General features: G+C 71.9%; 7 protein-coding genes. 3 read left to right on the top strand and 4 right to left on the bottom strand.

Annotated elements, in window-relative coordinates:
* The 3 genes from SSOG_RS40525 to SSOG_RS40515 all read right to left on the bottom strand — a co-directional run.
* On the bottom strand, window positions 1-400 hold a 400-nt coding region (locus SSOG_RS40525), incomplete at its 3' end, for an MFS transporter (RefSeq protein ID WP_009720121.1).
* 33 nt (window positions 401-433) lie between these two features.
* Window positions 434-1261, bottom strand: a complete 828-nt coding sequence (locus SSOG_RS40520) for an SDR family NAD(P)-dependent oxidoreductase (protein ID WP_039939904.1) — start codon at window positions 1259-1261, stop codon at window positions 434-436.
* A 159-nt stretch (window positions 1262-1420) separates the two neighbouring features.
* On the bottom strand, window positions 1421-2776 hold the full coding sequence (locus tag SSOG_RS40515) for a hypothetical protein (RefSeq protein WP_039939902.1): 1356 nt from the start codon (window positions 2774-2776) through the stop codon (window positions 1421-1423).
* Window positions 2777-2851: 75 nt separating this feature from the next.
* Here SSOG_RS40515 and SSOG_RS40510 point away from each other — a divergent pair, with 75 nt between their 5' ends.
* The 3 genes from SSOG_RS40510 to SSOG_RS40505 all read left to right on the top strand — a co-directional run bounded on the left by SSOG_RS40510 (window position 2852) and on the right by SSOG_RS40505 (window position 5995).
* On the top strand, window positions 2852-4264 hold the full coding sequence (locus SSOG_RS40510; protein WP_050800146.1) for an FAD-binding oxidoreductase: 1413 nt from the start codon (window positions 2852-2854) through the stop codon (window positions 4262-4264).
* Between the two features lie 78 nt (window positions 4265-4342).
* Window positions 4343-4423, top strand: a complete 81-nt coding sequence (locus tag SSOG_RS58720; protein WP_373689238.1) for a putative leader peptide — start codon at window positions 4343-4345, stop codon at window positions 4421-4423.
* 216 nt (window positions 4424-4639) lie between these two features.
* Window positions 4640-5995: an MFS transporter gene (locus SSOG_RS40505; RefSeq protein WP_050800145.1), complete on the top strand. Its 1356-nt coding sequence runs from the start codon at window positions 4640-4642 to the stop codon at window positions 5993-5995.
* Window positions 5996-6433: 438 nt separating this feature from the next.
* Here the strand turns inward: SSOG_RS40505 and SSOG_RS57705 are convergent, their stop codons facing one another.
* Window positions 6434-8023, bottom strand: a complete 1590-nt coding sequence (locus SSOG_RS57705) for a ricin-type beta-trefoil lectin domain protein (protein ID WP_009720116.1) — start codon at window positions 8021-8023, stop codon at window positions 6434-6436.
* Window positions 8024-8372 lie beyond the last annotated feature (349 nt).

The following is an 8372-nucleotide window of genomic DNA, read 5'->3' as shown; positions in this document are numbered from 1 at the left end:
AGAAACCGGCCTCCGCGACGCCGAGCAGGAAGCGCATCACGTACAGCATCTGCACATTGGTGGTGAACCCGGTGATCACGGTGATGATCCCCCAGGTCGCCATGATGCGGGCGAGCCAGGCGCGGGCGCCGAAGCGGCGCAGCAGCAGGTTGCTCGGCACTTCGAAGAAGAAGTACGCGACGAAGAAGATCGAGGCGGCGAGGCCGTACGCGGCGGCCTTGATGCCCAGTTCGGTGCCCATGCCCAGCTGGGCGAAGCCGATGTTGGTGCGGTCGACGTACGCGATGACGTAGCCGACGGCGATGAGCGGAAGGATGCGCCAGGAGATGCGCGAGACGGCTGCCCGCTGCCCGGCCTCGTCCAGAGTCGTGGCGGGGGTGCCGCTGGGTGCGTGTGTCATGTGCTTCCTCGATCGTGCGGGGAGGAGGGCGGCTCAGCTCATGATCAGTCCGCCGTCGATGTTGACGGCCTGTCCGGTCATGTAGTCGGAATCCGGGGAGCAGAGATAGAGGGCGAGGCCCGCGACGTCGTCCGGCGTCTGCGGGCGGCCCATGGGGACGACGGCGGTGCGCCGCTTCCACGCCTCGCCCGTGGTCCACCCCTCGGTGGCGGACCACTCCTGGTCGATCTGGCGCCACATGTCGGTGCCGACCAGTCCGGGGCAGATGGCGTTGACGGTGATGTCCGGGGCCAGGGCGTAGGCCGCGGTCTGGGTGAGGCTGATGACGGACGCCTTGCTGGCGCGGTAATGGGGGGTGAGGGGCGCCATCGCGCCGGCGCCGTACCGACCGGCGATCGACGACATCGTGATGATCTTCCCGCGCGGACGGGTGCGGTCGGCGTCGTCGGCGGCACCCAGGGGTTCCTGTGTGCGCATCCGGGCGGCGGCGGCCTGCATGGTCAGGAACGTGCCCTTGACGTTGACGGCGAAGGTGGCGTCCCAGTCCTCCTCGGTGATGTCCAGGAAGGGCTTGACCTGCACGATGCCCGCGTTGCAGACCATGACGTCGAGCCGCCCGAGGCCGTCGGCGGTGCGCCGGACCATCTCGGTGCAGTCGGCGGCCCGGGTCACATCGCCCGCGACCGCCAGCACCGGGTGGCCGAGTGCGGCCACTTCGGCGCGTACGGCCTCGGCGCGCGAGGCGTCGCGGTCGATGACGGCCAGATGCGCACCCGCCGCGGCGAGCCGCAGGGCGATGGACCGTCCGATGCCGCGCCCGGCACCGGTGACCGCGACGCGGAGACCGCTGAGGTCTGCCACTCTTGTCCCTTTCGTCGGAGCGCCCGGCCGCATCGGGTGGGCAGGCCGGGCCACTGAGACTGGGACACTAGAGTTCGGCAATCTGGGATACAAGATGTGTGCACGAGATTGCTCGCGCGATGTTCTGCACCGTGGTGCGGGCCGGACCGCGGGGCGGTGTCACCCTCCGCCGAAGTCTCCCCCGCCGAAGCCGCCGCCGAAATCCCCGCCGAAGTCGCCCGGGTCGAAGTCGCCACCGGAGTGGTCGCCGCCGGAGTAGTCACCGGCCGGACCGGCGCCGTAGTAGTCCCCGTACGCGTACGGGGAGCCGAGCGAGGTGCCGAGCAGGGTACCCACCAGCAGGCCCGGCAGCAGCGCGCCGCCGAAGTATCCGGACGCCCAGGGGCCGTAAGCCGGTCCTGCGTCCCAGTACGGGCGCCGCCCCGCGGGGGTGTCGACCTCCCGGGCCATCGGTTCCTCGCCGTCGTCCAGCCGGGCGGCGTCCGCCGCGCAGACCGGAACGGTCCGCTCGGAGGTGCTGCCCGCCGGGGTCCACCGCCGGTCCTCGACCGAGGGGCCGTGCCGTGGGTCGAAGAAGCACGGAGGACGGCGCTCCGGCAGCGGCTTGCCGTCCATCCTGGCCTCCAGGGTGGCGAGCGAGAACCGGCCGTCCTCCACCGCCTCGGTCACATCCCGGACTTCCCTGGGGGACCGCGCCTTCTCCATCACCGTCTTCGCGTGCTCGTAGGAGTCCAGCGCCCGGGTGTAGTCCTCGCGCATCGCGTCGTCGGCCTTCGGGGACGACGGGTCGAAGCCGATCCGGGTCAGCTCCTCGCCGAAGGCGGTGATGTCCTCGTCCACCACCGGGCGGAGCTCCTCCAGCCGGGCCCGGTTCTCCTGCTGCCGCCGCCTGGTGACGCGCCTGCTCACCAGGAGGGTGCCGCCGACACCGACGACGACCAGCACGCCGAGCGTGATCAGCAGGCCCAGCGCGCCGGTGCTTCCGCTGGGCGTGGTGGCGCCGTTGTCCCATGTGGCGGGCGCGTCGCCCTTGGCCTGCTCCACGGCCTGGTCGACGAAGTCGGTGAGCATGGCCCCGGAGTCGCCGGGGTGGGACCGCTGCGCGGCGCCGGTCAGGTTCTCCACGGCGTCGCGGGACAGGACGGAGCGGTCGGCGCCCGCGTCGAAGCGGTCACCGAGTGCCACCGCGTACACACCGGTGACGCCGACCTTCGTCCGCAGATCCTGGAGCAGGGTCGACCGGTCGTGCTTCTCGGCGGCGGGGAGCGCGACGGCGAAGACCGGCTTGCCCGCCTTCTCGATCTTGTGCGACAGGGCGTCGGCCTCGCTCCGGGGCAGGATGTCCCGGGCGCGGGGATCGACGTAGACCGGCCCGTTGCGCAGGGACGCCGCGGCGGTGTCGAGGGAGTCGGCGGCGCGTGCGCCGGGAGCCGCGGCGACGGCGGCGAGCAGCAGCGCGGCCACGACCAGCGGAAGCACCAGCGCCATCCGGAAGACGCGTCGTACGGTCTTCATACCTACGACGCTAGCCCATATTGCGCATATTGCGAGCTTTGGGGGGTTTCTCATGCGGGACGGATGCCGGTGCGTATGCCGGTACGGACGCGACGACAGGGCGGGGGTCCGGGCGTGCTGATCGACGAGCTGCGGCAGGAGCTGCCGGACGGGCGGCTGGTCGAGGACCCGCACATCGCGGCCGGGTTCACCCACGACGAGGCGGAGTGGGCGCCGTACGGCACGCCGTGCGCCGTCGTACGGCCGCATACGGCGCGGGAGGTGCGGTCCGTGGTGCGCGCCTGTCTGCGGTACGGCGTCCCGCTCGTCACCCGGGGCGCCGGAACCGGGCTGTCCGGCGGCGCCAACGCCGTCGAGGGCTGTGTGATGCTCTCCACCGAGCGCATGAACACGGTCCACGAGATCGACCCCGTGGAGCGGCTCGCGGTCGTCGGCCCCGGCGTGGTCAACGACGATCTGCGGGCCGCGTGCGCCGAACACGGGCTGTGGTACCCGCCGGACCCGGCCAGCGCGCCCTGGTCCACCATCGGCGGCAACGTGGCCACCAACGCGGGCGGGCTGTGCTGCGTGAAGTACGGCGTCACCCGCGACTACGTCCTCGGCCTGGAAGCCGTGACCGGCACCGGTGAACTAGTGCGGCTCGGCCGCAGGACGGCGAAGGGCGTGGCCGGGTACGACCTGGCGGGGCTGATGGTCGGCTCCGAGGGCACCCTCGGGGTGATCACCGAGGTCACGGTGCGGCTGCGCCCGCAGCGGGAGGCGGAGCGCACGGTCGCCGGATACTTCTCGTCCGTCGTGGCCGCGGGCCGCGCCGTCACCGCGGTCGGGGCCGCGGGGCTCACCCCGTCGGCGCTGGAGCTGATCGACCGGCACTGCCTGGCCGCGGTCGACCGGTGGAAGAACATGGGGCTGTCCGTCGACGCGGACGTGGTGCTCCTGGGGCGTACGGACGCGCCGGGCCCCGCCGGGGAGCGGGAGGCGGAACGCATGCTCGCCTGCTTCGAGGAGGCGGGCGCGACCTGGGCCGCGCAGTCCACGGACCAGGAGGAGGCGGACGCGCTCTTCGCGGCGCGGCGGCTCGCCTACCCGGCGCTGGAGCGGCTGGGCCCGGTGCTCACCGAGGACGTGTGCGTGCCCAGGGCGGCCGTACCGGAGATGCTGGCGCGGATCGAGCGCACGGCCACCCGGCACGACACGCTCATCGCCAACATCGCCCACGCCGGTGACGGCAACCTCCATCCGCTGCTGATCACCCAGCCCGGCGACACCGCGGCCCGGGAGCGCGCCCAGGCCGCGTTCCGCGACATCATCGCCGACGCCATCGACCTGGGCGGAACGGTCACCGGCGAGCACGGGGTCGGACTGCTCAAGCGGGACGGCCTGGAACAGGAACTCGCACCCGCCGTGCTGGAGATGCACCGCGCGGTGAAGGCGGCCCTCGACCCGCACGGGATCCTGAACCCCGGCAAGGTCATCGGCCGGGGCTGATCGGGGCCCGTCCCAGTCGGTGAGACCTTTCCGGTGACACCTTGAGCCGGGTGTCGGGGGCCGACCATACTGTCGGCCATGTCGAATGCTGCCGGCCCGCTCGTGGAACGCCTCCACGTCGATCTGTGCCGCCAGTCCAGCGCCTGCTGTCGCCCCTGACCCCGGCTCCCCCGCGGACACCCATGCCTCCGGCCCCTCCGGCCCCGTAGCCGGTCTGCCTGGCTTCTGATGTTCCGTCATCCCCCGTCCGCCCGTGGGGCGTTCACACCACAGCTGCTGTCCTTCCCTCTCGCACCCCGCCGCTGAGGCCGGTGTGCGCGCCGTCGTGCGCTCACGCCCGCCTCGGCGCCCGGGCATGCAACGAAACGGTTCCCCATGTCCGATACGTCCCGACGGCCACTTCGTACCGTGGTGCTGTCCAGCCTCCTGGGCACCACGGTGGAGTGGTACGACTTCTTCCTCTACAGCACCGCCGCGGGCCTCGTCTTCGGCGATCTGTTCTTCCCCACCGGCAACGACACCGTCGGAACCATCCTCTCCTTCGCCACCTTCGCGGTCGGCTTCCTGGCCCGGCCCATCGGGGGCCTGCTCTTCGGACACATCGGCGACCGCATCGGCCGCAGACGTACCCTCGCCGTCACCATGAGCGTGATGGGCGGCTCCACCACCCTCATCGGCCTGCTGCCCACCTATCAGCAGATCGGCATCTGGGCACCCATCCTCCTGCTGATCCTGCGCGTTGCGCAGGGCGTGGCGCTCGGCGGCGAGTGGGCCGGTGCCGTGCTGCTGTCCGTGGAGCACGGCCCGCGCGGCCGCGAGGGCCGCTACGGCAGCTATCCGCAGATCGGGCTGGCCCTCGGACTCGCGCTGGGAACCGGTGTGTTCGCGCTGCTCAGCAATGTGCTCAGTGACGACGCCTTCCTGAGCTACGGATGGCGGGTGGCGTTCCTGGTGAGTCTGCTGCTGGTCGTCCTGGGGATCACCGTACGGCTCAAGGTGGACGAGACTCCGGCGTTCCGTCAGATCGAACAGCGGCAGCAGGCATCCCGGATCCCGCTGGCACAGCTGCTGCGCAACCCGGAAACCCGGCGGCACACCGTGCTGGGCATGCTGGCCCGGTGGGGCGAAGGCGCCGCGTTCAACACCTGGGGTGTGTTCGCGATTTCCTACGCCACCTCGACGCTGGACCTGCCGCGCACCCCGGTCCTGCTCGCCGTCACCTTCGCCGCGCTGCTGATGGCCGTCCTGATCCCGCTGTCCGGCTCCCTGGTGGACCGGCACGGCGCGCGCCGGATGTACATCGTCGGCATGACGCTGTTCGGGCTGAGCGTGTTCCCCGCCTTCTGGCTGTTCCACGCCACCGGCATCTGGGGATTCGCCGCCGCCATCGCGCTGACCCTGGGCGTGGTCCACGCCTCCTTCTACGGGGCCCAGGGCACCCTGTTCGCCTCCCTGTTCCCGGCGGAGGTCCGGTACACCGGCATGTCCGTGGTCTACCAGCTGTCCGGTGTCTACGCCTCGGGCATCACACCGCTGCTGATGACGACCTTCCTCGCGCTCGGCCACGGCGCCCCGTGGATCGCCTGCGGATATCTGGCGGCCACCGCGGTCGTCAGCGTCTGGGCGGCCTCGCGCATCCGGCCGACCGACGTGTACTTCGCATCCGGGAACGCCGACCCCGACCGGCCCGCGCACCCCACGGCCACGCGGTCGGCGGTGGCCGTGAAGTAGCGCCCTCGTCTCCCCTCAGCGGTGGCCCCCTCGCCCCCAGCCGCGGTCGTATCCGGCCCGGTCCGGGGCCCAGGGGGCTTGCCCGTACCGCGCGTACTGTCCGGGCCACCCCTGCCGGCCGTACTGGTCCGGCCGGCCGTGCCATCCGCGCTGGCCCTGCTGGTTCTGCTGGCCGTACCAGGAGCCCACGTGTCGCGGGGGCGGGCCCGCCGGGGGCTTGGGGCGGTGCGGTTTCTTGGACTTCGACGGCGGCGGTCCGGATCGCGGCGGCGCCGGAGGCTCTGGCGTGTGCGCCGGGGGCGCGGTGCAGCTGGGTTAGGGTGGACGACGGACACCTGACGGGGCGCCGTCTCCCGGTTCGGGCGGGCCGTCTCGGTCCGGTACCGGTTGTCGTCCGCCGCGCCGCCCGCCAGCCAGCGCTGTGCCGTCGCGGAGTCGTCACGTGTTTTCAGGACCAGCGCGGCCCCCTTCTCCGTGGAGTCCGGGGTCAGGGCCAGCTCCTGGTTCCCAGCGCGGCACCAGGGTGCCCTGGAGGGTGAAGTCGTACCGCACGTTCGCCGCGTCCCGCCGTGAGGTGGTCTCACAGGGGCCCAGCCGGATGGAGAAGCTCAGCCGGGAGTTGAGGCAGAGTTCGGGGTCGGCACTGCTGCGCAGCAGGCCGTCGGCCTCGTACGACCACTGCTGGGTGTCCGCGGAGGTGCAGGGCGTGGCCTTGGTTTCGGCGCCCGCCGCGGGCTTGTCGCCGACGATGTCGAGGCACAGCCCGCTCGCCGCGTCGCGCAGCCGCCCGCGCAGGGTGTCGGCCGGGCGGCCGTCGGAGCCGATCCACGAGGGATCCGAACCGGGGGCCGTCGTCTCCCCCGCGCCCGGCGTCGTGGAGGGGGTGTCGCGTTCGTACGCCGCGTCCTCGCCACTTCCGGACGGGAGGACGGAGGCCACCGCCACCGACACCAGGACGCAGCCGCTGGCCGCCGCCACGAAGAGGAACCGGCCGCCGGTGGGCCGCGGACCCCTTCTGCGCGCTGCCGGACGCGCCACTGGGAGTGCCACCGTACGCGCCACCGTACGCGCCGCCGGGAACGCTCCCGGGAGCGCCTTCCACCAGGGGGGTTTCCGCGCCGAGTGGCGAGGGCCGCCGCCACGTGGCGGGGTGCGTGGCATGGGAGGGGAATCCACGGCCGTGGCCGGTTCGGGGATGCGGCGACCCGGCCGGGAGTCGAGATAGTCCCGCGCACCCCATCCCAGGACCGCTTCGGCGAGCAGGACGGCGGGCCGTCCGGTGGAGTGGTCCAACTGGTCGGCGGCCCGACGGCAGTGCTCGCACCGGGCCAGGTGCTGCCGCAGATCGGGGTCGAGCCGGGTGTCGCCGCGGTCGAGCGAGACGTCCAGCAGTCGGCTGTAGTGGCGGCACTCCTCCTCGGGGGCCGTGTCGAGATGGGCCTCCAGGCATCCTTGACGCCAACGCAGACGGGCCCGCTCCAGCTCGCCGGAGGCATCGTCGTGCAGGCCCAACAACCCTGCCGGTACGGCGAGTTGGTCGGCCTCGACCTCCGTGTGCCACAGCAGACAGCGGGCCGTCTCGGGGAGCCGCTGGAACGCGCGGAACACCAGGCGTCTGTCCTCCGGCGGGCGGAGCCGCCCGTCCTCGCGTCCCCGTGCCCCGAGGGAGGCCCGCAGGCCGGGGTGGAGCAGCGCGCCCCGCGGGCCCGCGTTCCACTCCTGCGCTATGCCCCGCACGGTGGCCAGCACCCGTGGCCGCCACGCGGTGGCCGGTGCGGTCCGCCGCAGCGCCTCCCCGAACAGCCTGGTGAACGCGGCGGACGTGAGGATCCCCGCCGGGTGGCTGCCCGTGGTGCACAGGCTCGCGTACGAGAAGGCCGCCTCCCAGTGGCGGCCCAGCAGCTCCCCGACGGGGTGATGCTCGGACAGTTTCCCCGACCCCTTCTTGAGTTCGGCCGTGAGCTGTTCATCCGTCACGCCGAACAGGGGGGCGGGGGTTAAGAAGTCCGTCAGGGCAGCATCGTTCACGTCTTTTCCCTTTCACAGGGCAGCGAGAAAAGTCCGTACCAATTAGGAGTGTCGGCCGTGCCGGCGGCGCTCAGAAACACCTGGCCCACGTGGCGACACCTGCACCTTTGCATACGGAACCGATGCGGAACAAGGGAGTTCACATTTTTGAAGTTCGGGCACCGTCAAGGGCCACTGAGATGACAGTTGACGTTACGAAATGCAAAGTGGCGAACGAATTCACCCATTGCGCCGGGCTACCAGACGGTAGGCATTGGACACCTTCCCGACCCCGGCCAGTGGCTTGAGCAGCAGCCGGTCCAGTGTGGTGGCCACGACGAGGGCGGGTATGGCCGCCACCAGGCCCGCG

Source organism: Streptomyces himastatinicus ATCC 53653 (genome assembly GCF_000158915.1).
In the GTDB taxonomy this organism is placed as follows: Bacteria; Actinomycetota; Actinomycetes; order Streptomycetales; family Streptomycetaceae; genus Streptomyces; species Streptomyces himastatinicus.
The sequence above is the reverse complement of the archived record's forward strand: the minus strand, read 5'-3'. Positions and strand labels throughout refer to the sequence as shown.

Coding starts and splice junctions, on each gene's coding strand:
- SSOG_RS40515 (WP_039939902.1), bottom strand. CDS start 2,776: ATGAAGACCGTACGACGCGTCTTCCGGATGGCGCTGGTGCTTCCGCTG.
- SSOG_RS40510 (WP_050800146.1), top strand. CDS start 2,852: ATGCCGGTACGGACGCGACGACAGGGCGGGGGTCCGGGCGTGCTGATC.
- SSOG_RS58720 (WP_373689238.1), top strand. CDS start 4,343: ATGTCGAATGCTGCCGGCCCGCTCGTGGAACGCCTCCACGTCGATCTG.
- SSOG_RS40505 (WP_050800145.1), top strand. CDS start 4,640: ATGTCCGATACGTCCCGACGGCCACTTCGTACCGTGGTGCTGTCCAGC.